Source organism: Paenarthrobacter aromaticivorans, from assembly GCF_019038615.1.
Lineage (GTDB): Bacteria > Actinomycetota > Actinomycetes > Actinomycetales > Micrococcaceae > Arthrobacter > Arthrobacter aromaticivorans.
The window spans coordinates 1-25,526 of the sequence record NZ_JAHOPC010000003.1 but is presented as its reverse complement, the minus strand read 5'-3'; the positions used below and the strand labels follow the sequence as shown (position 1 = coordinate 25,526).

Genomic DNA, 25,526 nt, shown 5'->3' with positions numbered 1-25,526 from the left:
CGGGCCGGATACCTCTCAGGTATCCGGCCCGCTTCATGTCTGGACGGTTTCCTAACGCCCTATGAGGGTCGCCCGGCCTAACCTACGACGGCGGTGGGCCAGTCCGCCGGCCCGGCGCCACCGGCGTCGTACTCCTCCAAGGGGACTGTATCCCGTTCCCAAGCCCGAAGGACGGGCTCAATGATCCGCCAGCAGTCCTCGGCTGTGTCGCCCCGGACGGAGAGCAAGGGATCGCCCGTGAGTACGCCTTCAAGTACTTCACCGTACGGAAGCATGTCTGTCGCGTACAGCTCTGCGACGAGGCTGGCCCGGTCCAAGGCGAAGATGTCGCCTGGACCGTTGACATCGACGTCGAGTTGGAGGGTGTCTGGCCCGAACCCAATCCGGAGTTGGTTGGGGGAGTCCACGCCGGAGAAGCCGGTGGGCAGGTGCGGTACTGGCCGGAAGGTGATCACGGCTTCCTTCCTCCGGCGCCCCAAGGCCTTGCCGGAGCGCAGGAGGAAGGGAACTCCCTCCCACCGCCAGTTATCAATGTCCACCCGGACTTCGGCGAGTGTCTCGGTGTTGCGTGAGGGGTCAACGCCTTCCTCGGCGGTGTAATCCGGCACTGTCCGTTCCCCGAGCGTTCCTGCCGTGTAGCGCGCCCGCCGCGTTGAATCGCGGTAAGGGGCTTTGATACTGCTGGCCCTCAAGACCGTAGCCACGGCGTCGCGGAGGTCACGTTCATTGATGCTGGCTGGCGCGTCGATGGCGATGAACGCCATGATGTGCAGCAAATGGCTCTGGATCATGTCACGCAACGCACCGGCGCCGTCGTAATAACGGGCCCGTCCTTCAAGGGCGAGGTCCTCGTCAAAGACGATTTCCACCTTTTCGATGTGGTCGCGGTTCCACACAGGCTCAAGGAATCGGTTGGCGAACCGCAAGCCGAGGATATTCAGGACAGTGGCCTTGCCCAGGAAGTGGTCCATTCGGTGGATGTGGTCCTCAGGCACGAGAGTGGCCAGCGTTTGGTTGAGTTCGCGTGCAGATTCGCTTCCGGAACCGAAGGGCTTTTCCATCACCAGGCGGGTGCCAGCGGGCATTTGCTCGCGACGGAGGACTTCACACGCTTTCTGGCTGATGTGGGGCGGCAGGGCGAAATAGATGGCTATGGGTCCCTCCAAGCGTGCCAAGAGGTCCGCCAAGGGCCCGTCGGTAGTGACATCCACTTGGTGGTATTCGGTGGATCCGGCCACAGCTGCCAAGGCGTTGCGTCCATTTGCATCGGCGGTCTTTGACGCGGCCGCAAATGCTCCATGGACGCGTTCCTGCCATTGCTCCGGCGTCCAGGGGTCGGACCCGGCCCCCACCAGTCGCAACCCGGGCGCCCGACCCGTGGCTATAAGCCCTGCCAGTCCCGGGAGGAGCAGCCTGCCTGTAAGGTCCCCGGACGCGCCGAGGATGAGCAACGTTTTCACAGTTGTTTTGCTGGTCACTGTGCCAGCATGCCATCTTGCAGGTGCGACTTGGTACCCTAGATAGTCGAGTCCCTTGGTTGACACGGATTTGTTGGGGTTGAGGCAAATTTGTTTGGGGCAAGAATAAGTCAAGACTCTGGCGTGCCGCACTGGCCGCCAATCGCAGACCATCGAAAGAAGTGCACGGCGCGTGTTCAATTCACTCTCTGACCGGTTGACAGCAACCTTCAAGAACCTCCGTGGCAAGGGCCGCCTCTCCGAGGCTGATGTCGATGCCACCGTCCGGGAGATCCGCCGTGCCCTTTTGGACGCGGATGTTGCCGTTTCGGTGGTCCGCGAATTCACGTCCCGCATTCGCGAGCGGGCTCTTGGCGCCGAGGTTTCCGGTGCCTTGAACCCGAGCCAGCAGATCGTCAAGATCGTCAACGAGGAACTCGTGGAGATCCTCGGCGGTGAAACACGGCGCATCCGCTTGGCCAAGACCGGCCCCACCATCATCATGCTGGCCGGCCTCCAGGGTGCAGGCAAGACCACCCTTGCTGGCAAGCTGTCCAAGTGGCTTAAGGCGCAGGGCCACAGCCCCATGCTGGTTGCCTGCGACCTCCAGCGGCCCAACGCCGTAACGCAGCTTCAGGTTGTCGGCCAGCGCGCAGGCGTCCCTGTCTTCGCGCCGCACCCGGGAGCAACCTCCGAGCTGGACCACCCGGCCGGTGACCCTGTGGCGGTTGCCAGTGCCGGTGTGGAAGAAGCGCGCCAGAAGCTGCACGACGTCGTGATTGTTGACACCGCGGGCCGCCTCGGCGTTGATGCCGAGATGATGGACCAGGCGCGAAGGATCCGTCAGGCGATCATCCCGAACGAAGTCCTCTTCGTCATCGACTCCATGATCGGTCAGGACGCCGTCAACACGGCCATGGCGTTTGATGAAGGCGTCAACTTCACCGGCATCGTGCTGTCCAAGCTCGACGGCGATGCCCGCGGTGGTGCCGCGCTCTCGGTTGCATCCGTCACGGGTAAGCCGGTCATGTTTGCGTCCACTGGTGAAGGCCTGGACGACTTCGAGCTCTTCCACCCGGACCGGATGGCTTCACGCATCCTGGACATGGGTGACGTACTGACCTTGATCGAACAGGCTGAGAAGGCCTGGGACAAGGACGAAGCTGCCCGGATGGCGAAGAAGTTCGCCGACCAGGAAGACTTCACCTTGGATGACTTCCTCGCGCAGATGCAGCAGATCCGCAACATGGGTTCCATGAAGAAGATGCTCATGATGATGCCGGGTGCCCAGAACATCCGCCAGCAGCTGGAGAACTTCGACGAACGCGAAATCGATCGCGTTGAGGCGATCGTCAGGTCCATGACGCCGCACGAGCGCGTAGCTCCCAAAATCATCAACGGCTCCCGCAGGGCCCGCATTGCAAAGGGTTCAGGTGTGCACGTCTCCGAGGTCAACGGCCTCCTGGAGCGCTTCGCCCAAGCCCAGAAAATGATGAAGAAGATGGCCCAGGGCGGTATGCCCGGTATGCCGGGCATGCCTGGAATGGGTGGCCCCGGCGGAGGCCGCAAGGGCGGCAAAAACGCTCCGAAGAAGAAGGCGCGCTCCGGCAACCCCGCAAAGGCAGCCCAGGAACTCCGGGACGCCGAGGCCAAACGGGCCAATGCGGCCTCGGCAGCCCCCACGGGAGCGGCGTTCGGCCAGGGCGCTGCGGACTTCGATCCGTCCACGCTGAACCTCCCCAAGGGCTTCGAGAAGTTCCTGGGCAAGTAACCCGGAACCTCCGACTCACTGTGACAGTTGGCGCCGTTGTGAATTCCCATAACGGCGCCAACTGCTTTTTGGCGGGGATGTCAGGGCTCTGGACTAGGGTGAATCCATGCACAAACAGCGCGTAGTCTTCGTCCACGGACTGGGGAGTTTTGGCGCCTCGGCATGGCCCAAGCAGCACGGCATGGCCCTGTCATATGACGCACTGTTCCTGCGCCGGCACGGCTTTGATCCCGTGGCTGAACCCATGGAATCAGACGTCGCTGCGGATGTCGGCATCGTGGTTGCTTCGCTGGTGGATTCTGGTGGCGGCCATGTGGTGGCGCATGAGCAAGGTGCAATCTCCGCCATGCTCGCAGCAGTTGAACGCCCGGACCTGATGCATTCACTGACACTGGTTGAACCGGCTTGTTTATCCCTGACAGCCGAGCTGCCTGCCACGACATTCCATCGTTCGCTCATGGAACCGCTGTTTGACGTGCGCAACCAGCTTAAGGACGCCGACTACGAACGCGAATACTTCAGGCGTGCATTTTCGGCCGAAGCCAGCGGGCCGGACACGCCCGAAGCTCGCCGTTCCGCACGTCGCCTCCGGCTGCAGGCACCTCCTTGGGAGGCGCCCCTGCACATAGTTCCGGGTGTACCTACCCTCGTCCTTACGGGCGGGTGGGAGCCACTGTACGAAGAAATCGCGGGGTACCTGGAGGACACCGGTGCCCTCCGCCGCGTAGCAGCTGGAGGGCACCGGCCCCAGGACTCGGTGGATGGAGACCGGATTATTCGCTCTTTTGTAGCCGATGTTGTCCGGACGAGGTCAGTTAAGGTTTCCTGAAGTCTCCGCCGTCCGGGTTGGGGGAAGCTGCAGCTCAGGCAGGTACACCTTGCCGCCTGACGCCAGGAATTCTTCGCTCTTTTCCCGCATGCCGTCGTAGATCCCGGCAATGGTGGCCTGCGCCTCGGCCGAACCGAACTCGTCCCTGATGTCCTGGCTGATGCGCATCGAGCAGAATTTAGGTCCGCACATCGAGCAGAAGTGCGCGGTCTTGGCAGGTTCGGCGGGAAGTGTTTCGTCGTGGAAGGCTTCTGCGGTAACCGGGTCCAGGGACAGTGCGAACTGGTCGCGCCAACGGAACTCGAACCTGGCCTTGGACAAAGCGTCGTCGCGTTCGTTTGCGCCCGGGTGTCCCTTGGCGAGGTCCGCTGCGTGCGCTGCGATCTTGTACGTGATCACACCGGTCTTCACATCGTCCTTGTTTGGCAGTCCAAGGTGTTCTTTGGGCGTCACGTAGCAGAGCATGGCCGTGCCATAGCGCGCAATTTCCGTTGCACCGATTGCCGATGTGATGTGGTCGTAGCCAGGAGCAACGTCCGTGACCAGCGGTCCCAAGGTGTAGAAGGGGGCACCTTTACAGAGTTCCTGTTGGCGTTCCACGTTCTCGCGGACCAAGTGGAAGGGAATATGCCCGGGTCCTTCAACCATCACCTGCACATCAAATTCCCAAGCGCGCTGGGTCAGCTCGGCAAGCGTATCGAGCTCAGCGAACTGCGCGGCGTCGTTGGCATCGGCTGTGGCGCCGGGACGCAGGCCGTCGCCCAACGAGAAGGCGACGTCGTACTTGGCAAAGATTTCGCAGAGCTCATCAAAATGCGTGTAGAGGAAGTTCTCCTCGTGGTGCGCCAGGCACCACCCCGCCATGATCGAGCCGCCGCGGGAGACGATTCCTGTCACACGGTTTGCCGTCAAGGGCACGTACCGCAGGAGCACTCCGGAGTGGATTGTCATGTAGTCAACGCCCTGTTCGCATTGCTCGATGACGGTATCCCGGAAAATTTCCCACGTGAGCTTGTTGGCTTCGCCGTTGACCTTCTCCAGGGCCTGGTAGATGGGTACAGTGCCGATCGGAACGGGGGAGTTGCGGATGATCCACTCGCGGGTTGTGTGGATGTCGTCGCCAGTGGACAAGTCCATGACGGTGTCGGCACCCCACTGGGTTGCCCATTGCAGCTTGTCAACTTCCTCGGCGATGGAACTGGTGACGGCCGAGTTTCCGATGTTGGCGTTGATTTTGACCAAGAAGGCCTTGCCAATGATCATGGGCTCGGATTCCGGGTGGTTGATGTTGTTGGGAATGATGGCGCGCCCGGCAGCCACTTCGCTGCGTACCAGTTCGACGTCACAATTCTCACGCAGTGCGACAAACTGCATTTCCGGCGTGATGATGCCTTGCTTTGCATAGTGCATCTGGGTGACCGTCTTACCTTCGACGGCGCGGCGGGGCACCGGTTGCGCCCCCTTCCACTCCTGGGATGCTGCACCGCGGCGTACCGCTGATTTGCCGTCGTCGAGCAGGTTCCTCTCCCGCCCGGAATATGCCTCGGTATCTCCCCGGGCTTCGATCCATCCGGTGCGGAACGGTTCCAGGCCCACCACGGGGTCGCTGCCCGGTCCGGCAGTTCGGTATACCTGCAGTGGTTCGTTGGCCTCACCGTTGGGGGAGGGCTCCAACGCAATCTCCGTAACGGGGACCCGGATACCATTTGCCGGGTCTTCCAACCAGGCCAACGAATGGGACTTCAGCGACTGCGTGACGGTTTCCGCCGCTTTTTCGCTGGTGTTGGTCTGGTTTTCGGCAGAGCTGTGCTGTGTTTTGGTGGTGCTCAAAGGATTACTCACTTCCTTCGCCGGCATTACCCGGACAGGTTCAACGGTCGCAGACTGCTTCAGTCCGATCTCAGCCCCTGCAGGGGCCCCCGTGTGGTCGTAGACGAAGCTACCACAGCTCCGATCGGCGTCCCAGTCACACCCGGTCGTGAGGATTGGCCCATGCCTGGCAGATTAGGCTTTTGCCATGGCCAACATCATCGAATTCACCGGTCCTGTGCTTGTCGCAGGAGACGAGCAACGACACGGACTGTGGTCCGTTGATGGCAAACTGACGTTCGACCGTCCCGTTGCCGCGCCCGATTCCACACTGGAGGGGTGGGTCCTTCCTGGTTTTGTAGACGCCCATTGCCATATTGGACTTGGCGTCGGCGGGGCGGTTGATGAGCAAACAACTCTTGCCCAGGCACAGGCGGACCTAAAAGCCGGCACATTGTTGATCCGTGACGCCGGCTCGCCAAGCGATACACGTTGGGTTCAGCGGCGGGAGGACCTCCCACGGCTGCTTCGTGCCGGACGCCACATCGCCCGGAGCCGGCGTTACCTGCGTGGCTTGGGCCACGAAGTGGAGCCGGGCGAGCTGGTGGAGACAGTCCGTAAGGAAGCCCGGGACGGGGACGGTTGGGTGAAACTAGTGGGCGACTGGATCGATCGCGGTGCCGGTGACCTCTCCGCCTCGTTTCCCGCGAACGTCGTAAGGGATGCCATCGCCGCCGCCCACGACGAAGGGGCCAGGGTGACGGCCCACTGCTTCGCTGAAGACACCATTGATGACATGCTCGACGCCGGGATTGACTGCATTGAGCATGCAACCGGCCTTTTGCCCCGGCATATTCCCCGCCTGGTGGAGCAGTCCGTCCCGATTGTTCCTACGTTGGTAAACATCGCGACTTTTCCGGATATCGCCGCCCAGGCCGCACCTAAGTTTCCGGTCTATGCCGAGCACATGACCCGGCTTTGGGAGCGGCGCCGAGAACGGGTGCTGGAGGCCTACCAAGCCGGTGTTTCCATCTATGCGGGAACTGACGCAGGGAGCGTGATCAAGCACGGCAGGATCGCTGACGAAATGAAGGAACTGCACGACGCCGGCCTGCCGCCCACTGCCGTTCTGGGCGCCGCCACATGGGGCGCACGGAAGTGGCTCGGAGCCGAGGGCATCAGCGAAGGGGCAAGTGCCGACGTCGTGCTTTGCCGGGATGATCCCAGGAAGAACCTCGCAACTGTGGCAAGCCTGAAGCATGTAGTCCTGCGCGGAAAACTGGTCTACTAGGAATAAATTGAAGCTTCAAGTAATTTAGATTAGTAGAACGTGCCGAAGGGCGGCCATCTATGAACCGGGAGCTTCACATGACGACGATATCCAACCAGGATCTCCTTCCTGCCGAACTCACCATGGGCACCGTCATGCTCAAGGTCGGCGATATGAGGGTAATGAGTGACTACTATCAGCGTGCCTTGGGCTTGGAGATCGTGGCCGAGCAGGATGGCGGGCTGTACCTCGGGCGCTTGGGCAAGCCTGTAGTCCACCTCGCTCCCGCTGCCGGCCTGCAGATTCCAGGCCGTGGGGAAGCGGGGCTTTTCCATACGGCCATCCTGTTCCAGGACCAGCCTTCCCTGGCGGCCACCATCGCCACTGCGGCAGAGTATGAACCGCGCGCCTTTGTAGGCAGTGCTGACCATTTGGTGAGCGAAGCGTTCTACTTCACTGATCCGGAAGGCAACGGCATCGAGCTCTATTACGACAAACCGCGCGATGTGTGGCAGTGGGATGGGAAGACCGTGGTGATGGACAATGTTGCCTTGCCGCCCCAGCGTTTCCTCCAGCAACACTTGAGTGAGGCCGCCGTGACTGGCCAGCGGGAAGCCGCAGCCGGCGTCGGGCACGTGCACCTTCAGGTAGGTGACGTACAGACCGCCCAGGATTTTTATGTGGACACGCTGGGTTTTGAGAGGACGGCGGGCTGGCACGGGCAGGCGTTGTTCGTATCTGCCGGCGGGTACCACCACCACATGGCGATGAACGTGTGGAACAGCCGAGGGGCTGGACCCCGAAAGGACACTCTGGGCCTGGGCGAAGTCTTGATCGAGGTGCCGTCCGCGGATGACGTCGCCGCACTGGCTGACCGGCTGAAGGTTGCGTCCGTGGCGAACCACCATACGGGCCTGGAGCTTCAGTTCGAAGACCCTTGGCGCAACAAGCTGCGCGTGGCAGTGCGCTAAGCATCCTCGCGCTGGCTTCCGCGAGCATGGGCAGGGACTGCATTAGGCTGGGCATTGACGGTATTTGCCCCCTTGGGCCTTGCCGCCGCCCCGTCAGCACGAACGAATGAGAGCACTCTCCATGGGCTTTGCCGAAATTTTTGTAGCCACCCACGATGAAGCACTCAAGAGGGCAGCTGCCTTGGATCGGGGCGCTGACGTTACCGGCCCCGCCGTCAGGATCGATGGCATCACCGACTTTGAGGTCGAACAATTGGGTGACCTTGCGGGTAAAGCCGTCCACGCTGCCGGCGCAGACTACGAACTGGCGCTGGTGGATGTCACCAGCGACGCCCTCCTTGGTGTTCCGGAGGCGATGGTGAGGGCGCTGGCCGAGTTGCTGACGTATGAAAGCGAAGGCGACGGGAACGTTCTTGACGACGTCGCTGCGGCGTGGGCGGCTCAGGACGACATGCCTTTTGGTGCGGACGAATCGCGTCAATACGTGCAGCAGTTGGCCGCCTTGGCCACTGACGTGGAAAAGGCGGAGCGGTCAGGGCTCTACGTTTGGTCTGTCTGACCGTTGTGGCCGGGAGTGGCGAAAGTCGTAATTACTTCCGGCATCTGGCACAATGGTCAGGTACTTGATTGGCGCGGCCCCTCTCTCCGTGCCCAAATCTTGTCCTTTCGAACCCCCAAGTATGGCCCGCCCCACGGGTGCAGAACGTCGGGTTCAACCCCGTTTCAGAAACAGGAGTGACCACAAAAGTGGCCGTAAAGATTCGCCTTAAGCGCTTCGGTAAGATGCGCGCACCGTACTACCGCATCGTCGTCATGGATGCCCGCGCCAAGCGCGATGGCCGTGCCATTGAAGAAATCGGCAAGTACCACCCCACCGAAGAGCCGTCGTACATCGAGGTCGCTTCCGAGCGCGCCCAGTACTGGCTTTCCGTTGGCGCCCAGCCGACCGAGCAGGTTGCTGCGATCCTCAAGATCACCGGTGACTGGCAGAAGTTCAAGGGCCTGCCGGGCCAGGAAGGCACCCTGAAGACCAAAGCTCCGAAGGAAGCCTTCGTAGCCCCGGAGAAGGGTTCCGTCATCATTCCGGAAGCCATCACCAAGAAGGCCAAGAAGGACGAAGCCGAAGCTCCGGCCGAGGCTGAAGCAGAGACCACCGAGGCTGAGTAAATTGCTGGCAGAAGCGCTCGAGCACTTGGTCCGTGGGATCGTTGACAGCCCTGAGGATGTCAAGGTCAGTGCCAGGAACAACCGCCGCGGGGAATCCCTCGAGGTGCGCGTTCACCAGGAGGACCTCGGACGGGTGATCGGCCGTCAGGGACGTACCGCACGCGCATTGCGCACTGTGGTTGCAGCCCTGGCAGGTGGCGAGCAGGTCAGGGTCGACGTCGTCGACACCGATCGTCGCCGGTAACGCGCTCAGCAATACTTGTCTTAGATCCGGCCCCTTCACCGAATATGGTGGAGGGGCCGGATTGCTTTATCGATCATTTCACTTCCGTTGCTGCCATGCAGCGCGGGCACAACGAGAATTCAGAGGAACCCATGCAGCTCCAGGTGGCCCGGATCGGCAAACCCCATGGCATACGCGGCGAGGTGACGGTGCAAGTGCTCACCGACGCCCCCTCCGAGCGCTTCGTCGCTGGAACCGAATTCGTCGTGGAACCGGCCTCTGCGGGCCCGCTGACCATCCGCAGCGCCAGATGGAACAAGGACATCCTCCTGCTGGGCTTCGAAGAAATTGCAGACCGCAATGCCGCCGAGGCCATCCGTGGCGCGAAGCTTTTCATTGAAACCGAAGAACTCGACGACGAAGACGACGATGAAGGCTGGTATGAGCACGAACTCGTTGGGCTGGAGGCGCGGGTTGGCTCACGGGTTGTGGGCAAAGTTGCCGCGCTGACCACAATGCCGGTTCAGGACCTGTTGACGGTCAAGACGGAGGAAGGAAAGGAAATTCTGGTTCCCTTCGTCGATGAAATCGTGCCAGAGGTCAACATCGAGGACGGCTTCATTCTCATCACCCCGCCTGCTGGTCTCTTCGAAATCAACGATGACACGGCCGAGGAGTCCAAGGACGGCGCCGGGGATGATGCCTGAATGAGGATCGATGTCGTCAGCATCTTCCCTGAATACCTTGCCCCACTGGAACTTTCGCTGATAGGCAAGGCACGCCAGGATGGGCTCCTGGAACTTAACGTCCACGACCTCCGGACGTTCACCACTGACAAGCACCGGACCGTGGACGACACTCCCTATGGGGGCGGCGCCGGCATGGTGATGAAGCCCGAGCCGTGGGCGCAGGCGCTTGAGTCGGTTGCCGGGGTTCGCGAGGGCACCAAACCTGTGCTGATCGTGCCTTCGCCGGCAGGGGAGAGGTTTACCCAGGCCCTTGCCTATGAGCTCGCCGAAGAGGAACAGCTGGTCTTTGCCTGCGGGCGGTACGAGGGAATTGACGAGCGCGTCATCGACTGGGCCCAGGAGCACTTCACGGTGCGGCCTGTCAGCCTTGGCGACTACGTCCTCAATGGCGGGGAAGTTGCTGTCCTGGCCATGGTTGAAGCAATCGGCCGTTTGCTCCCCGGGGTGGTGGGCAACCCCGAATCGCTCGTTGAAGAATCCCACTCGGACGGCCTCCTTGAGTATCCGGTGTATACCAAGCCATCCTCATGGCGGGACCACGAAGTGCCGCCGGTCCTGCTCAGCGGCAACCACGGGAAGATCGCGCAGTGGCGGCGTCACGAACAGTTCCGCCGCACTGCCGAGCGGCGTCCGGATCTCCTTGATAACTTCGACGCCGGCCAGCTGAGTCGTGCGGACCGCAACGCACTTGCGGACCTGGGTTACGACGTCGTGGATGGTCGCTTGCGCCGCCGCATGGAAAGCAACACGGCACAGCAGACCCGCTAACCGCCCTCGGGCATTTCAAGTCCGCATAATTGGCCGGATGCTGCGGCATGTGGCAGAATTAACCCTTGTGTCTGCTGGGCTAGCACCTGCCACAGGGGGAGCGAAGCCAACAGCCGGACAACCCGGTGCCGCCAATCAGTGGCGGAATCGGACACCAAGAAACTTCGGCGGAGATTTCCGGTTGGCTTTGTGCCGCGGGCTTGTCTGCCGTAACCCAAAGTGGATGACCTGTGGCGTTCACCAGGAGTGGATTAATGCATATCCTCGATAGCGTAGATGCAGCCTCGCTGCGTAACGATGTTCCCGAGTTCCGCGCGGGTGACACCCTCAAGGTTCACGTCAACATCATCGAAGGCAAGAACTCCCGTGTCCAGGTATTCCAGGGCTTTGTCCTGGGCCGCCAGGGTGACGGTGTTCGCGAAACCTTCACCGTGCGCAAGGTTTCCTTCGGTGTCGGCGTAGAGCGTACCTTCCCGGTACACTCCCCGATCATCGACAAGATCGAGGTCGTTACCAAGGGTGACGTCCGTCGCGCCAAGCTTTACTACATGCGCGCACTGCGCGGTAAGGCTGCGAAGATCAAGGAAAAGCGCGACTTCGCCAAGTAAGTCCAGCGACTTACGCAACGGGTCCAGGATTCGTGCCCGGTTTGTTCCGGAGCAATCCGCAACGCAACAGGGATACGAGTCATGGACACATCAGAACGCCAGCCCCGGAAACAGGGCTGGCGTTTTGTTTTGCTGGCATTGGTCCTTGCAATCGCGATCAGCGGCTTGGTCCGCTCCTTGTGGGTAGACGTCTACTACATCCCTTCCGAGTCCATGGAGCCGTTACTGGGGACTGGGGACAGGATCCTGGTTTCCCGTACAGCATTCGCCTCCGAGGCGATCCAGCGTGGAGACGTCGTCGTCTTTGACGGGCGTGGGTCGTTCGCCCCGCTCAGCAGCGGTAAGGGTCCCCTTGTTGACACGTCTGCTGCAGTGACTCAGTGGTTCGGGCTCACTGGAAGCGATACCACATATGTGAAACGGGTCATTGGGATTCCGGGTGACCACGTTCAGTGCTGCTCCTCCGAGGGGCGGCTCACAGTGAACGGTCAGGTACTTGAGGAACCCTATGTGTACCCCGGGGACGAACCCAGCAAACAGAAGTTCGACGTCGTGGTTCCCGAGGGCCGGCTCTGGCTTATGGGCGACCACCGATCCCGCTCTGCTGATTCCCGCGGATTGCTGGGAGCACCTGGTGGGGGAATGGTCCCGCTTGACCGGGTGATCGGCAGACCAGTCCAGATTATCTGGCCCCTTGATAGATTTGCAGAGGTGCCTCGCTCCCCGCAGGCCGAACCATCAAAGAACGGACAATAAATGCCGGACAAAGTTCCCGAGAACCCCGAGCGGCACGACGACGACGCGCGGCTCTCGGACGGAACGGCTGGCGTGGCCGGAGTGGCTGAGCCCAGCCCGGCCGCTGACGCTGCCGCCGATACCGGCAACAAAACCGACGAGGACGAAAAGCCGCGCAGGAACCCTGTCCTTGGATGGCTGAAGGAAATCGTCACGGTCGTGGCCATTGCTGTAGTGCTCTCCTTCCTTATCAAGACATTCCTTTTCCGGGCGTTCTACATTCCTTCTGAATCCATGGAAAGTACCTTGGACGTGAATGACCGCATCTTCATCAACCTGCTGGTGCCGGAGCCCTTCGCTTTGGAGCGGGGCGACGTGGTCGTCTTCAAGGATTCGCAAGGTTGGCTGCCCGCAGTTCTGAAAAAACCGGCGGGCCCCCTTGATTGGGTAGGCGACACTTTGGAGTTCGTTGGGTTGGCGGCCGACGACAATGAGCAGCACCTGGTCAAGCGCGTGATTGGGCTTCCCGGCGATCACGTTTCCTGCTGTGACGCGCAGGGTCGGGTCAGCATCAATGGCACACCAGTGGACGAAACATACATCAATCCTGCAGAAGTGCCCCAGCCCAACCCGTTCGACATCGTCGTTCCAGAGGGCAAGGTCTGGGTGATGGGAGACAACCGCAACCACTCCGCAGATTCCAGGGCCCACCAGGAGGTCAATGGTGGTTTCATTAATATCGAGGACGTTGAGGGCAAAGCCACAGTCATAGCCTGGCCCGTCAACCGGTGGACGGTGCTGGACAATTACCCGGATGTCTTCAAGAACGTTCCCGCGGGCACGTCAGGAAAATAGCGGCCATGGCAAGCACCCGGCTGAAAACCAAGACACCAATCGAAGTTCCGACCCTGGACGTCGAGCGTTCCTTCCTGTCTCCCCGGGTGCGGTTGCTGGCAGGTGTGGACGAGGTTGGCAGGGGCGCCCTGGCTGGCCCCGTCAGTGTGGGAATCGCAGTGGTCAATCTCGAGGACCACGTACTTCTGGCCGATGTCCGGGACAGCAAGTTGCTCAAGCCCGAGGACCGCGACAGGTTGGAGCCCATGGTCCGTGACTGGGCTGTAGCTTCCGCAGTTGGACACGCGTCCGCCCGCGAAATCGATGACGTCGGTATCATAGCTGCCCTGCGCCTGGCGGGAACACGGGCGTGGTGTGAGATTTTGGCCGGTGGCATCACGCCCGATGTCGTGTTGTTGGACGGCAGCCACAACTGGCTTTCTCCGGAAGTTCAAGCCTCACTGTTCGACACCGCACCCACAGGACCCTGGTGTGAAGCTCCGGTCCACACAAAGGTAAAAGCAGATATGAGCTGTCTCAGCGTGGCTGCTGCCAGTGTTTTGGCAAAAGTAGCCCGCGATCGGATCATGGTTGATCTCCACTCCGAAGTACCGGCCTACGGCTGGAACGAAAACAAGGGTTACGCCACAGCAGCGCATCGCGAAGTGATCAGGGTGCAGGGTCCCAGTGCCTATCACCGGACGAGCTGGAACCTCACCGGGCCGGACGTTGTCTGACAGCCTGCTCTGCAGCGTGTGTCCTGCTGATGGCGTCCGGTTCGCGGCAGATGGTGCAAGATGGAACTATGAGCGCCGAGGACCTTGAGAACTATGAAACCGACATGGAGCTGCAGCTCTACCGTGAATACCGGGACGTTGTCGGTTTGTTCAGCTACGTTGTCGAAACCGAGCGGCGTTTCTACCTGGCCAACCATGTTGATTTACAAGCCCGCAGCGCAGACGGCGAAGTCTATTTCGATCTAACCCTGCAGGATGCCTGGGTTTGGGATGTCTATCGTTCAGCCCGCTTCGTGAAAAATGTCCGGGTCATAACGTTCAAGGACGTCAACGTCGAGGAACTCCCACGCAATGAAGACCTTGCGTTGCCCAAGGATGGTGGCCTCGGGGATCTGGGAGACCTCGGCAACTAGCACCTGCAGCCCGCGGGTACTCTTCCTCCACAAGAGAAAGATGTGACGGGTTTACCCACATAGCATCAGGGCCGTCTGTCACGAGCCGCTGCCAGCATCAAAGCTGGATAGCGGAGGTGATGCTCATGAGAGCAAAAGACATACTTGGCCGTAACGGCGAGGCTTTGGCAGCAGGATTCCTGGAACACCAGGGCATGCGGATCGTCGATCGCAATTGGCGGTGCGCCGATGGTGAAATCGACATCGTTGCACTGGAGGGCGACACCCTGGTGGTCGCGGAGGTAAAGACCCGCAGCAGCCTGGATTACGGGCATCCCTTTGAGGCAGTAGATTCGGCCAAGCTGGCTCGCCTGCACCGGCTCGCTTCATCGTGGTGCCGGGAGCATGAAGTGAATGCTCGACGAAAACGTATTGATGTGGTGTCGGTCATCCACGACGGCATTGGGGATCCCCAACTGGAACACCTGAGGGGTGTTGGCTGATGGGGGTCGGGCGCAGCTACTGCATTGCCCTGGTTGGCCTCAACGGCTACGTCGTTGAGGTAGAAGCCGACATTGGCCAGACTCTCCCAGCATTCGTGATCCTGGGACTACCCGATGCCGCCCTTAACGAAGCAAAAGAGCGAATACGCTCCGCGGCACAAAACTCGGGAATTCCTTTGAGTCGGAGGAAGATCACCGCAAATCTCATTCCAGCATCCTTGCCCAAACGTGGTTCGGGCTTTGACCTTGCCATCACCATGGCTGTTCTCCGTGCTGCCGAGGACATTCGTTCGATCGATGGGACAGTCTTCATTGCTGAGCTGGGTTTGGACGGCCGGCTTCGGCCGGTGAGGGGCATCCTCCCTGCCGTCATGGCAGCCGTCCAGGCCGGGTATCCGGAAATCGTCGTGGCCGAAGCTAACGTCGCCGAGGCAACGTTGGTACCGGGAGCTCACGTCAGGGGATACAGGACTCTCGCCCGGCTCGCCTACGACTTCGGCGCGGACCCCAAAGAACTCGCCCTGGACTATGACCCGCCCGGCGGTGAGCCCGGGGATGAAAATGAAGACGAAGTGGGCCTCGTGCCTGATCTTTCCGACGTCTCGGGGCAATCAGAGGCCCGGCGCGCGCTGGAAGTCGCAGCCGCAGGTAGCCACCATATGCTGCTGACCGGTCCACCAGGTGCCGGCAAGACGATGCTCGCAGAGCGTCTGCCGGGACTCTTGCCGGATCTGGCGGACAAGGCAGCAATGGAAGTTACTGCCATTCACTCCCTGGCGGCGGTCCGCTCATCAACCGGCACGTTACTCCGGCGGCCCCCCTTCGAGAATCCCCACCACAGTGCTACTGCAGCTGCCATCATCGGCGGAGGTTCGGGACTTCCCCGCCCGGGTGCTGCCTCGCGGGCACACCGTGGGGTCCTCTTCCTTGACGAGGCTCCCGAGTTTGAACGACGTGTCCTGGATGCCCTCCGACAGCCCTTGGAGAGCGGTGAACTGGTCATTCACCGTTCTGCGGGAACAGCAGCTTACCCCGCTCGCTTTCAACTTGTCCTGGCATCCAATCCTTGCCCATGCGGCAAAGCGTCGGGCAAGGGAATGGACTGTACCTGCACCGCAATAATGCGCAGGCGGTACTTCGGCCGAATATCGGGTCCTCTCCTGGATCGCGTCGACATACAACTCCAAGTGGAACGCGTATCTCTTGCCGATTTTGGACAGGCAGGTATGGAAGAGGGAACCGACGCCGTCGCAGGACGGGTACTGGCTGCGAGGCAGCGGCAGGCTGAGCGCCTGGGCGCATTCGGCATTGAGACCAATTCCCAAGTGCCAGGACGCACCCTGCGCGGGGAACTGAGGCTGGCGCCGGGCACCACGCGCATCCTGGACACGGCGTTGGAGCGCGGCATTCTCACGGCCCGAGGCTACGACCGCGTCCTTCGCTTGGCGTGGACACTGGCAGACCTGGACCATAGCAACATTCCCACTGCAGACCACATCGGACAAGCGCTCGGCCTCCGGCAAGCAACGACGACAGCATGAAGGACAACGTGACGAAGGACGAAGTGACAACGGAAGGCGCAAACGCAGCAGTGTTGGGAAAACAGGAAAAGGAGAGGCTGGCACGGGCAGCATTGGCGCGTCTGATGGAACCACAGGATTCCGTAGGGCTCGCGTTGGTTCATGCTGTTGGAGCTATTGACGCGCTGGGTATCGCGACCGGCGAACTCGCTGCCGGGCCACGCCTCGAGCAGGAAATTTCCACCTTACTGTCCGAAAGCGGAGGCCAGGCTTCCTGGCCGGGGCTCACGGCAAGTAAGCGACGATGGGCTCCACGTGTTCCGGACCTCGCGCCGGACCGTGACCTGGAGACGATGAAGAGGCTCGGTGGCCGCCTGATCGTTCCCGGCGATGAGCTATGGCCTGAGCAATTGTCGGACCTCGGCCTCCAGGAGCCTTTGTGCCTGTGGTGGCGCGGACACGAGCAGCCCCTTCCCTCAATGCGGCAGACCATCGCGCTGGTGGGGTCCAGGGACAGCACGAGCTACGGAGCATCTGTGACGGGGGACCTTGCCTACGGCTTGGCTCAACGTGGGTACTGCGTAGTTTCCGGGGGAGCCTACGGCATTGACGCCCACGCCCACCGTGGGGCCCTCCGCGGCGGCGTAGCAAACCTGCCGACCATTGCGGTCATGGCTGGGGGAGTGGACCGCTTCTATCCCTCCGGGAACGACGACCTTCTTCGTGCTGTGGCCAACCAAGGAGCGGTGATTTCCGAGGTTCCACCCGGATCTGCTCCTACAAGGTACCGATTCCTGCAGCGAAACCGCCTCATCGCTGCGCTGGCGGCTGTCACGGTGGTGGTGGAAGCTCGATGGCGTTCAGGCGCACTGAACACAGCCCATCACGCCGAGAGCATTGGGCGGGTGGTGGCAACTGTTCCCGGGTCCATTCACAGCGCGAATTCGGCTGGTTGCCATAGGCTGCTCCGGGATGGCGGGGCGATCTGTGTGACGGACGTCGGAGAAATTGCTGAATTGGCCGGGCGGAACGGCGAGGTGACTGTCTCTTACAAGGATTCGCCGGCCGCACCCCATGATGGTTTGTCTTTGGAAGACCTGATTCTCTTGGATGCCTTACCTCTTCGATCAGCAAGTTCCGTGGAGAAGCTCACAGTGGTTGCAGGCCTCAGCCCGGACTCTGTGCGTGCGGGCTTGGGCCGATTGGGACTGCTGGGGCTCGCATCCTCTGAACGGGGGGCCTGGAAGCGCACCAAGAATGCGTAGGGTGGACAAGTCGCGAAGCATGTTGATACGCAGCGACGGTCCATGTTGCTGGCAAAGTTGGACGGGTGGACGCAGAATCATTGCCAGCACCGCTAAAGAGTGCAGTGGAGGGTTTCGAACGCTACCTCCACGGTGAACGCGCGAGGTCGGCACATACTGTCCGCGCATATCTGGCAGATGTGCACAGCCTTCTCGGATTCGCGGTCCAGGAGGGAATACGCGATCTCGATCAACTTGAGTTGGGTTCTCTCCGCCGATGGCTGGGCGCACAAAGTGAAGCCGGGATGGCCCGGTCGACTCTTGCCCGCCGGGCCGCCACGGCCCGGGCGTTCACCAAGTGGGCTCTGCGGGAGGAACTCATCGCCACGGATCCGGCCATTCGCCTGCAAGCTCCTAAACGCGTGAAATCGTTGCCTGGAGTCCTCCAGCAGCAGCAAGTTCTCAGGGTCGTGGATAGCCTTGACGCTGCCGCGGCGGATGGAGGTCCTCTGGCCCTCCGCGATCGTGCAATGGTGGAGCTGTTGTACGCAACCGGCGTGCGGGTTGGGGAGCTTGCCGGGCTGGACATCGATGACATGGATCAGGATAGAAGGACCCTCCGCGTCATTGGCAAGGGAAACAAGGAGCGTACCGTTCCTTTCGGAGTTCCGGCTGCCCTTGCCATCGACGATTGGCTTCGCCGGGGACGTCCGGCACTGGTAACTGCCACGAGCGGCCCGGCTCTGTTCCTGGGCGTAAGAGGAAACCGCGTTGACCCACGTCAGGTCCGTGCGGTTGTAGCCGTCCTGCTGCAGGCACTTGGCGATACGGCCGCAACGGGGCCCCACACCCTGAGGCATAGCGCCGCAACCCACCTGCTGGATGGTGGGGCTGATCTTCGGGCCGTGCAGGAAATTCTTGGCCACAGTAGCCTCGCCACTACGCAGATATACACGCACGTTTCCGTGGACAGGCTTCGGAAGAGCTACCAGCAGGCCCACCCCCGGGCCTGAAAATGACGCCCCAGGAGTTGCACTGGCGGAAAAGGGAAGGGTACGGCAAAATGAAAGCACCACGGCCGAACCTTCAATTTAGGGTTGAGGGTTCGTTTCGTGTCACAATCAAAGAGCTAAATTGAATAGCTGCAGGGTCCGCAAGAATGACAGGACCGGGCAGCAACAGCAAGACATCCGCCGCAGAGGTCGTTGGGGAAGACGTACCTACAGCTATGGAGGATGGAATGTCTGTTGCAACAACCCGCGGTGTCCTTTTCGTGCACTCGGCCCCTACGGCGTTGTGCCCGCACGTTGAGTGGGCCATCGGATCGGTCGTGGACAAGCGGACCGATCTTGAGTGGACCCCTCAGCCAGCTGCGCCCGGAATGTTCCGTGCCGAACTGTCCTGGACAGGTACGCCCGGCACCGGCGCCCAGTTGGCGTCTGCTCTTCGGGGCTGGGCACATCTGCGGTACGAGGTGACTGAAGAACCGAGCCAAGGCGTGGATGGCGCACGCTGGTCGCACACTCCGGAATTAGGGATCTTCCATGCCGTCACGGATGTGCATGGCAACATCATGGTCAGCGAGGACCGCATCCGCTATGCCTATGAGTCAGGAGCTGGAGACCCGTCTGCCGTTTACCATGAGTTGTCGTTGGCCCTGGGCGAAGCCTGGGACGAGGAACTGGAGCCGTTCCGCCACGCCGCTGAGGGCGCCCCGGTCCGGTGGCTGCACCAAGTCGGGTAGCAGCAACTCCTGACCACCAAAACATTCCCATAGCAACAGAGAAGGGCCCACCTGCTGGTGGGCCCTTCTCTTCTAATTACCTAGGGTATTTACCTCGCGGCATCCGGCGAACGCAGGTCTTAGACGTTGCGGACGGCGATGACGGCATTGTGTCCGCCAAAGCCGAAGGAGTTGCTCAGTGCGACGATGTCGCCCGAAGGCAGGTCACGGGCGGAGGTTACGACGTCGAGGGGGATCTCGGGATCCTGGTTCTCGAGGTTGATGGTGACGGGTGCCTTGCGCTCATAGACGGCCAGGACGGTGAGGACAGCCTCTACGGCCCCGGAGGCGCCCAGCAGGTGCCCCATTTGGGACTTGGTGGCAGATACGGCAACGCTGTCCACGTGAGCCCCCAGCGCGGCGCGCAGGGCCGTGTACTCCGGCCTGTCACCTACGGGAGTGGAGGTGGCATGGGCGTTGACGTGGACTACGTCCTCAGCCTGGATCCTGCCGTCGAACATTGCGGCCTTGAGTGCACGGGTGGCGCCGAGACCTTCGGGGTCAGGAGCTGTGATGTGGTAAGCGTCAGCCGTGACCGAGGTTCCGGCAAGCTCAGCATAGATGCGGGCGCCGCGGGCGATCGCGTGCTCTTCGGCTTCAAGTACCAGGGCGCCTGCACCCTCACCCATGACAAAGCCGTCACGGTCTATGTCGTACGGGCGGGAAGCACGCTCGGGATCGTCATTGCGGCGGGAGAGTGCCTGCATGGACGAGAACGCCGCCAAGGGCATTGGGTGAATCGCAGCTTCCGCTCCACCGCACATGACCACATCGGCCTTGCCTGAGCGGATCAGGTCCAAGCCAAGATGCAGGGCCTCAGTACCGGATGCGCAAGCTGAAACTGGGGTGTGGGCTCCGGCCCGGGCGCCGAGGTCAAGGCTGACGGCAGCGGCTACGCCATTGGGCATCAGCATGGGAACGGTCATGGGCAGGACCCTTCGGGGACCCTTGTCCCTGAGCGTGTCCCATGCATCAAGGAGCGTCCATACGCCGCCGATACCCGTGGCAAACGCCACCGCCAGACGGTCGTGGTCGATGTCCTCGATGCCGGCGTCAGCCCAGGCCTCCCGGGCAGCGATGACACCAAACTGCGTGGACGGGTCCATACGCTTGGCTTCCACCCGGCTCAGGACTTCCAGGGCCGGCGTCGAGCACCGGGCAGCAAAGTGGACGGGGAGGTCGTACTTGGCCACCCACTCGTCTTCGAGCGTGCGGGCACCTGAGACCCCTTTCAGCGCGTTCTGCCACATTGTGGGGACGTCGCCGCCGATGGGAGTGGTGGCCCCCAGACCGGTTATGACTACTTTGCGTGCCATGCGATCACTCTCTGTCGGATCAGCCGTCCCATCTGCAGTTTTTGCAGGGGCGGCAGGAAAAACTTTGGGCGTTACTGCGGCTGTGCCGGGCACAGGGTCAAGCACCCTGGCCCGGCACAGCAGGTTTCAGGCTTAGGCCTGGGCGTTTGCGATGAAGCTGACGGCGTCGCCGACGGTCTTGAGGTTCTTGACCTCTTCGTCCGGGATGCGTACGCCGAACTTCTCTTCGGCATTAACGACGATGGTCATCATGGAGATGGAGTCGATGTCCAGGTCCTCGGTGAAGGACTTGTCCAGCTCGACGGCTTCGGTAGCCAGGCCCGTTTCTTCGTTGACGATTTCAGCCAGGCCGGCCAGGATTTCTTCGTTGCTAGCCATTGTTGGCTCCTTTTCTTGTTGTGCCGGCTATGCCGGAAAGGGGGCAAACCGCGGTTACGGTTTGGGTTTGTAAGTCATATATTCAGTTGGCTGGAGGCCGCGGGGACTGTCCAGGTCTATGGCAGAACGACAACCTGGGCGCCAAATACCAATCCGGCGCCGAAGCCGATCTGCAATGCCAGCCCACCGCTGAGTTCAGGGTTCTCCTGAAGCAGGCGGTGCGTGGCCAGGGGGATGGAAGCAGCTGACGTATTGCCGGCTTGGGCGATGTCGCGGCCAATGAGGACTGTTTCGGGAAGCTTCAGCTTCTTCACCATCTCATCGATGATGCGCATGTTCGCTTGGTGGGGAACAAAAGCGGCGAGGTCGCTGGCTTCGATTCCGGCAGCGTCCAGCGCTTGCTGGGCTACCTTGGCCATTTCCCACACGGCCCAACGGAAAACGGTCTGGCCGTCCTGACGCAGCGTAGGCCAAACATCCTGCGTTGCAGAGATGATTGCAAGGTCATCCGTTTCGTCCGAGTGACGGGCGGATTCACCCAGTTTCTTGACGTCCTCCAAAGAGTGGGTCATTCCGATCGCGTCCCACTTGCTGCCATCCGAGCCCCATACCGAAGGTCCGATGCCGGGAGTGTCAGAGGGGCCCACCACTACTGCGCCGGCGCCGTCGCCGAGCAGGAACGAGATGGTGCGTTCGTGGTTGTCGATGACGTCCGAGAGTTTCTCGGCGCCAACCACCAGAACATATTCGGCAGCACCAGAGCGCACCAGCGCATCTGCCTGGGCAACGCCGTAGCAGTACCCGGCGCAGGCAGCGGAGATGTCGAAGGCGGGTGCCGGCGTCGCGCCCAAACGCTCCGTAAGGGCAGCGGCGGCCGATGGCGTTGCGTACGGGTGGGTCACGGTGGACACGATGACCGCACCCAGTTGCGATGGTTCGATCCCGGCCTGCTGGATGGCTTCACGGGCGGCACCTTCGGCCATGTCGATGACACTGACGTCAGCGGCTGCCCGGTGGCGGGTGATGATGCCAGTACGCTGCCGGATCCATTCATCGGAGGAGTCGATCCACTGGCAGACGTCGTCGTTGGTGACGATGACATCGGGACGATAAGCGCCGATGCCCAGGATGCGGGCATTCTCGTTGACCCTAGCTTTGTTGAGTACGGGGGTGCTCACGCCTGTCCCTCCAATTCGGCGAAAAGTGCCAGGGCCGCGGACAAATCATCCGGGGTTTTGACAGCAACTGTCTTGACCCCTGGCATTCCACGCTTGGCCAAACCAGCCAGCGTGCCGGCGGGAGCCAGTTCGATCAGGCCGGTAACTCCGCGGGTCGAGAGGTTCTCCATGCACTGGTCCCACCGGACGGGCCTGGAGACCTGCGCGATCATGCTGTCGACGGCGGCAGAACCTGCCTTAACTTCCTGGCCGTCATAGTTGGACAGCAGGGGGACAGTCGGGTCCTGCGGCGACAAGGAAGGCTTGAGGGCTTCCAATGCGCTCACGGCGGGAGCCATGTGTGCCGTGTGGAAGGCGCCGGCGACCTTCAGGGGAATGACGCGAGCCTTGGCCGGTGGGTTGTCCGCCAAAGCCTTAAGCTGCTCGAACGTTCCTGCGGCCACCGTCTGGCCGGCTCCATTCACATTGGCGGGAGTGGCGCCCGATGCCTCGATGGCTGCAAGGACCTCCGCGGGGTCGCCACCTACGACGGCACTCATGCCTGTCGGGGTTACCGCAGCTGCGGCAGCCATACTATTGGCCCGCTCGCGGACGAAAGTCATGGCTTCCTGCTCAGTGAGGACGCCGGCAAGGGCTGAAGCTGTGATTTCACCGACGGAGTGCCCTGCAAGGACAACCGGAAGCGTGTTGAGTTCTACGTCGAACAAAGACTTGGCCGCCACCAAGCCCGCGGCGACGATCAGGGGTTGGGCCACTGCGGTGTCTTTGATGGTTTCTTCATCAGAGGTAGTTCCGTGGGCCTTGAGGTCGATGCCTGCGATCTCGCTCAGGGTAGCCAATTGGCCTTCGACGGAGGGGAGTTCCAGCCAAGGGGCCAAAAATCCAGGGGTCTGGGAGCCCTGTCCAGGGCAGACGATTGCAAGCACGTATCCAGCTTTCCAAATTGCCACGTGATCCACTGGTGTTTTCGTACACCAAGCTCACTGGGTCAGTTTGTAGGAAGTCTACAACGGTTCAGTTCTGTGAACGCGATGCGTGACGCTCGGGGGCGGCTTTGGGCTGGGCCGAAAGCCGGCCCACCACCAGGGCAGTTTGAAGTACGAAAGCTTCCCTTGGGAGGAGCGGATCCCAGCCTGTCACATCGCAGACACGCTTCAAACGGTAGCGCACCGTGTTGGCATGGACGAACAATTCACGCGCTGTGGCCTCCAATGAATGTCCCAACTCGAGGTACGTTCCCAAGGTCTCCACCAAGCCATTTGAGGCTGCCAGCAGCGGGCGGTAAATATTCTTGATGAGTGACCGCCGGGCCGCATCATCCCCGGAAACAACGCGTTCCGGGAGGAGATCGTCCGCTGCAACAGGTCGAGGCGCCGAGGGCCAGGCGCGCGCGGCGGTAAGGCCAGCGAAGGCGGCCTGGGCCGAAGTACTGGCCTCCAGCAACGAGCCAGCCTCCGGCCCGTAGACAACGGCGCCCGGCGCAAACAGTTCACTGAGTTTTACGTACGCAGTGTCGCGGTCTTGGACCCCGCCGAGGATGAGGATGAGGCGGTCACCTTGGATTCCAACCAGCGCGTCTTCTGCGAAACGGCCGGCAGTCCGGCGTAAATCGCTGACGTAGCTGGCGCTGGGCTCCGATGGCGAGTTGCCCACCATGACGGTGAAGCGCTCCTGCGCCTTCCAGCCCAGGGCGGCGATCCTTGATCGCAACGCGTCTGTGTTCTCACCCCGCAGGATTGCGTCCACGATCAACGCCTCAAGCCGGGTATCCCAGGATCCCCGTGATTCCGCTGCGCGGGCATAGACATCCGCGGCCGCGAACGCCACTTCCCGGGAGTAGCGAAGCACCGCCTCGCGCAGCGAAGGCTGGTCCGATTCAGGGGCGATCACAGGAACCTGGTCCTCTACCACCTCCACCACAATCCGGATCAACTGCAAGGCTTTCTGCAGGCTGATGGAGCGGGTCAGTTCAGTAGGCGCATTACCAAAGACGTCGGTCAGGATCCACGACGGCGAACTGGGGCGCTCATACCAGGTCACGAAAGCGGCAATGCCATTTTGGGCCACGAGCCCCAAGGCGGAGCGTTCATCAGAGCTCAGCCGACCGTACCAAGGCAGCGATTTTTCAAGCTGACGCATGGTGCTGGTGGACAATTGCCCTACATTTGCACGGAGCTGCCGCAGGGTCTCCGCCTTTTCCGGCGACAATGCCTGGGTTGCTGCTTTGCGCTTTGTAGTGATTTTGCTGGGCTCTGCCATGGAACGAGCATACGGTGCATCTCAGGCAAGCTCCATTTGTGCGAAGGCTACAACTTATGTTGCCGCTCGTCACGTCATGTTGAGCGCTGAAAGGCCTCTATTAAACGCCCGACGGCGGCTCCCACCTTCCGCTGGAAGCCGCCGTCGCGGTTACTGCTTGAGTTGCTACAACCTGGACTGTTGCCCTGGTTTACGGGTACCCGGCTTGTTAGGCGTCTCCGCCTGCTCCGCCGGTGGTGCCCGCGTTTACATCCAAGAGCCGGTACTTATCGATGGCCTTTTCCAGCGCACCTTCTTCCACTTCTCCCTTGGCGGCGAGCAGTTGGAGGGTTTTGGCGACGATGGAGTGGGTGTCGTTTTTGAAGTAGCGGCGTGCGGCTTGGCGGGTGTCGGAGAAGCCGAAGCCGTCTGCTCCGAGGGAGGCGAAGTCGTTGGGGATGAATTGGCGGATTTGGTCGGGGACGGCTTTCATGTAGTCGGACACGGCGATGACGGGTCCGGTGGTGCCGGCGAGTTGTTCGGTGATGAACGGGGTGCGGGCGGGTTGGCCGGGGTTGAGGAAGGCGTGTTCTTCGGCGGCGAGTCCGTCGCGTCGGAGTTCGTTCCAGGACGTCACGGACCAGACGTCGGCGGCGACTCCCCAGTCGTCGTTGAGGATCCGGGCGGCGTCCAGGGCCCAGGGCACGGACACACCGGAGGCGAGGATGTTCGCGGTGGGCCGGTTGCCGTTTCCGGTGGTGTTTTCCGGGGCGGGGGCGAGGCGGTAGATGCCTTTGAGGAGCCCGTTGATGTCCAGGTTTTCCGGTTCGGCGGGTTGGGTGATGGGTTCGTTGTAGACGGTGAGGTAGTACATCACGTTTTTATCTGACGCGGTTTGTATGCCTTGCGCGTCAGCGTCGGGTCCGTACATTTGTTCGAGGCCGTGGCGGATGATGTGGCCGATTTCGTAGCCGTAGGCGGGGTCGTAGGTTTTCACGGCGGGGTTGGTGGAGGCCAGCAGGGGTGAGTGCCCGTCGGCGTGTTGG

At 61.5% G+C, this 25,526-nt stretch carries 27 protein-coding genes and 1 riboswitch; of the genes, 19 read left to right on the top strand and 8 right to left on the bottom strand.

Annotated features, from left to right (window positions below):
* Window positions 1-77: 77 nt before the first annotated feature.
* Window positions 78-1,478: a glucose-6-phosphate dehydrogenase gene (locus KSW38_RS06805; protein ID WP_216923852.1), complete on the bottom strand. Its 1,401-nt coding sequence runs from the start codon at window positions 1,476-1,478 to the stop codon at window positions 78-80.
* A 172-nt stretch (window positions 1,479-1,650) separates the two neighbouring features.
* Between KSW38_RS06805 and ffh the strand changes: the two genes are divergently transcribed.
* Both ffh and KSW38_RS06795 read left to right on the top strand, forming a co-directional pair.
* Complete coding sequence (gene ffh, locus KSW38_RS06800; protein WP_216923851.1) at window positions 1,651-3,228, top strand: signal recognition particle protein; 1,578 nt, start codon at window positions 1,651-1,653, stop codon at window positions 3,226-3,228.
* A 106-nt stretch (window positions 3,229-3,334) separates the two neighbouring features.
* Window positions 3,335-4,057 carry an alpha/beta fold hydrolase gene (locus tag KSW38_RS06795; RefSeq protein ID WP_216923850.1) on the top strand — a complete coding sequence of 241 codons (723 nt, stop codon included), beginning with the start codon at window positions 3,335-3,337 and terminating at the stop codon, window positions 4,055-4,057.
* Here KSW38_RS06795 and thiC read toward each other — a convergent pair.
* On the bottom strand, window positions 4,040-5,887 hold the full coding sequence (gene thiC / locus KSW38_RS06790) for a phosphomethylpyrimidine synthase ThiC (RefSeq protein WP_216924136.1): 1,848 nt from the start codon (window positions 5,885-5,887) through the stop codon (window positions 4,040-4,042). The genes KSW38_RS06795 and thiC overlap by 18 nt on opposite strands.
* A riboswitch (TPP riboswitch) is annotated at window positions 5,883-5,990 on the bottom strand. (Overlaps the previous gene by 5 nt.)
* A gap of 84 nt (window positions 5,991-6,074) precedes the next feature.
* Between thiC and KSW38_RS06785 the strand changes: the two genes are divergently transcribed.
* The 17 genes from KSW38_RS06785 (at window position 6,075) to KSW38_RS06705 (ending at window position 19,331) form a co-directional block, all read left to right on the top strand.
* Window positions 6,075-7,157 carry an amidohydrolase family protein gene (locus tag KSW38_RS06785; RefSeq protein ID WP_216923849.1) on the top strand — a complete coding sequence of 361 codons (1,083 nt, stop codon included), beginning with the start codon at window positions 6,075-6,077 and terminating at the stop codon, window positions 7,155-7,157.
* A gap of 77 nt (window positions 7,158-7,234) precedes the next feature.
* Window positions 7,235-8,107 carry a VOC family protein gene (locus KSW38_RS06780; protein WP_216923848.1) on the top strand — a complete coding sequence of 291 codons (873 nt, stop codon included), beginning with the start codon at window positions 7,235-7,237 and terminating at the stop codon, window positions 8,105-8,107.
* A 106-nt stretch (window positions 8,108-8,213) separates the two neighbouring features.
* A complete protein-coding gene (locus KSW38_RS06775; RefSeq protein ID WP_223946306.1) occupies window positions 8,214-8,666 on the top strand; it encodes a hypothetical protein in 453 nt (150 codons plus the stop codon).
* A 188-nt stretch (window positions 8,667-8,854) separates the two neighbouring features.
* Complete coding sequence (rpsP, locus tag KSW38_RS06770) at window positions 8,855-9,274, top strand: 30S ribosomal protein S16 (protein ID WP_017199647.1); 420 nt, start codon at window positions 8,855-8,857, stop codon at window positions 9,272-9,274.
* A 1-nt stretch (window position 9,275) separates the two neighbouring features.
* A complete protein-coding gene (locus KSW38_RS06765; RefSeq protein ID WP_144659985.1) occupies window positions 9,276-9,518 on the top strand; it encodes an RNA-binding protein in 243 nt (80 codons plus the stop codon).
* 131 nt (window positions 9,519-9,649) lie between these two features.
* Window positions 9,650-10,204: a ribosome maturation factor RimM gene (gene rimM / locus KSW38_RS06760; protein ID WP_216923847.1), complete on the top strand. Its 555-nt coding sequence runs from the start codon at window positions 9,650-9,652 to the stop codon at window positions 10,202-10,204.
* The gene (gene trmD / locus KSW38_RS06755; RefSeq protein WP_216923846.1) at window positions 10,205-11,014 is read left to right on the top strand and encodes a tRNA (guanosine(37)-N1)-methyltransferase TrmD; all 810 of its coding nucleotides are present in this window, start codon (window positions 10,205-10,207) and stop codon (window positions 11,012-11,014) included.
* A gap of 254 nt (window positions 11,015-11,268) precedes the next feature.
* On the top strand, window positions 11,269-11,622 hold the full coding sequence (gene rplS, locus KSW38_RS06750) for a 50S ribosomal protein L19 (protein WP_014922079.1): 354 nt from the start codon (window positions 11,269-11,271) through the stop codon (window positions 11,620-11,622).
* Window positions 11,623-11,703: 81 nt separating this feature from the next.
* The gene (lepB, locus tag KSW38_RS06745; protein ID WP_216923845.1) at window positions 11,704-12,378 is read left to right on the top strand and encodes a signal peptidase I; all 675 of its coding nucleotides are present in this window, start codon (window positions 11,704-11,706) and stop codon (window positions 12,376-12,378) included.
* Window positions 12,379-13,212, top strand: coding sequence for a signal peptidase I (gene lepB / locus KSW38_RS06740; RefSeq protein WP_216923844.1), 834 nt, complete (start codon window positions 12,379-12,381; stop codon window positions 13,210-13,212).
* Window positions 13,213-13,217: 5 nt separating this feature from the next.
* Window positions 13,218-13,928 (top strand): ribonuclease HII, encoded by a 711-nt coding sequence (rnhB, locus tag KSW38_RS06735; RefSeq protein ID WP_216923843.1) that lies wholly within the window; start codon window positions 13,218-13,220, stop codon window positions 13,926-13,928.
* 68 nt (window positions 13,929-13,996) lie between these two features.
* Complete coding sequence (locus KSW38_RS06730; protein ID WP_216923842.1) at window positions 13,997-14,341, top strand: DUF2469 domain-containing protein; 345 nt, start codon at window positions 13,997-13,999, stop codon at window positions 14,339-14,341.
* A gap of 116 nt (window positions 14,342-14,457) precedes the next feature.
* Window positions 14,458-14,823 (top strand): YraN family protein, encoded by a 366-nt coding sequence (locus tag KSW38_RS06725; protein ID WP_216923841.1) that lies wholly within the window; start codon window positions 14,458-14,460, stop codon window positions 14,821-14,823.
* A complete protein-coding gene (locus KSW38_RS06720; RefSeq protein ID WP_216923840.1) occupies window positions 14,823-16,364 on the top strand; it encodes a YifB family Mg chelatase-like AAA ATPase in 1,542 nt (513 codons plus the stop codon). The genes KSW38_RS06725 and KSW38_RS06720 overlap by 1 nt, the downstream gene beginning before the upstream one ends.
* Entirely contained in the window at window positions 16,361-17,608 is a 1,248-nt protein-coding gene (gene dprA / locus KSW38_RS06715; protein WP_216923839.1) for a DNA-processing protein DprA, read from the top strand. Before KSW38_RS06720 ends, dprA begins: the two co-directional genes overlap by 4 nt.
* A 65-nt stretch (window positions 17,609-17,673) precedes the next feature.
* Window positions 17,674-18,600: a tyrosine recombinase XerC gene (locus KSW38_RS06710; RefSeq protein ID WP_216923838.1), complete on the top strand. Its 927-nt coding sequence runs from the start codon at window positions 17,674-17,676 to the stop codon at window positions 18,598-18,600.
* A 227-nt stretch (window positions 18,601-18,827) separates the two neighbouring features.
* Entirely contained in the window at window positions 18,828-19,331 is a 504-nt protein-coding gene (locus tag KSW38_RS06705) for a DUF3145 domain-containing protein (RefSeq protein ID WP_216923837.1), read from the top strand.
* A gap of 119 nt (window positions 19,332-19,450) precedes the next feature.
* On the opposite strand, the gene KSW38_RS06700 is transcribed toward KSW38_RS06705, so the two are convergent.
* From KSW38_RS06700 to KSW38_RS06675, 6 genes are all read right to left on the bottom strand, one after another.
* Window positions 19,451-20,686: a beta-ketoacyl-[acyl-carrier-protein] synthase family protein gene (locus KSW38_RS06700; RefSeq protein WP_216923836.1), complete on the bottom strand. Its 1,236-nt coding sequence runs from the start codon at window positions 20,684-20,686 to the stop codon at window positions 19,451-19,453.
* A gap of 132 nt (window positions 20,687-20,818) precedes the next feature.
* Complete coding sequence (locus KSW38_RS06695) at window positions 20,819-21,064, bottom strand: acyl carrier protein (RefSeq protein WP_011692310.1); 246 nt, start codon at window positions 21,062-21,064, stop codon at window positions 20,819-20,821.
* 116 nt (window positions 21,065-21,180) lie between these two features.
* The gene (locus tag KSW38_RS06690; RefSeq protein ID WP_216923835.1) at window positions 21,181-22,242 is read right to left on the bottom strand and encodes a beta-ketoacyl-ACP synthase III; all 1,062 of its coding nucleotides are present in this window, start codon (window positions 22,240-22,242) and stop codon (window positions 21,181-21,183) included.
* Complete coding sequence (locus KSW38_RS06685; protein ID WP_216923834.1) at window positions 22,239-23,168, bottom strand: ACP S-malonyltransferase; 930 nt, start codon at window positions 23,166-23,168, stop codon at window positions 22,239-22,241. The genes KSW38_RS06690 and KSW38_RS06685 overlap by 4 nt, the downstream gene beginning before the upstream one ends.
* Before the next feature lie 88 nt (window positions 23,169-23,256).
* A complete protein-coding gene (locus KSW38_RS06680) occupies window positions 23,257-24,501 on the bottom strand; it encodes a PucR family transcriptional regulator (protein WP_216923833.1) in 1,245 nt (414 codons plus the stop codon).
* A 208-nt stretch (window positions 24,502-24,709) separates the two neighbouring features.
* Window positions 24,710-25,526, bottom strand: an 817-nt coding sequence (locus tag KSW38_RS06675; protein ID WP_428982374.1) for a transketolase-like TK C-terminal-containing protein, incomplete at its 5' end; no start/stop codon positions are given.